Here is a 516-nt window from a genome sequence, read left to right as displayed (position 1 = left end):
CCGGCGAACAGGCCCAGCAGGATCCCCGGGATCAGCGACATCACCACCGACGACAAACCGATCATCAACGACAGGCGCGAACCCTGGATCAGTCGCGACAGCAAATCACGACCGAGCTCGTCGGTGCCCAGCAGAAACTGCAGCTGCCCGCCTTCCAGCCAGGCCGGCGGGGTCAGGAGGAAGTCGCGGTATTGCTCGCTGGGGTTATGCGGGGCGACCCAGGGCGCGAAGATTGCGCAGAAGATCACCAGCAGCATGAACAGCAGCCCGGCCACGGCGCCCTTGTTGCGGGAAAACGCCTGCCAGAATTCTTTGTACGGGGACGGGTACAGCAGGCTTTGATCGACTGCTGACACGGGAGTTGGAGTAGTCATGATCAGGATCTCAGCGCTGGTGACGGATGCGTGGGTTGGCAAAGCCGTAGAGGATGTCCACCACGAAGTTGACCAGGATCACCAGGCAGGCGATCAGCAAAATACCGTTTTGCACCACCGGATAATCCCGGGCGCCGATGGC

General features: G+C 61.4%; 1 protein-coding gene and 1 pseudogene. Both read right to left on the bottom strand.

Going from position 1 to position 516, the window contains the following annotated elements; translation table 11 throughout:
- The coding region (locus ACZYR5_RS29570) for an ABC transporter permease family protein (RefSeq protein WP_489092917.1) at positions 1-374 on the bottom strand (374 nt) is incomplete at its 3' end.
- A 10-nt stretch (positions 375-384) separates the two neighbouring features.
- A pseudogene (locus tag ACZYR5_RS29565) lies at positions 385-516 on the bottom strand (peptide ABC transporter permease); the annotation flags it as partial.

This window comes from Pseudomonas sp. F007 (assembly GCF_057814275.1).
The sequence above is the reverse complement of the archived record's forward strand: the minus strand, read 5'-3'. Positions and strand labels throughout refer to the sequence as shown.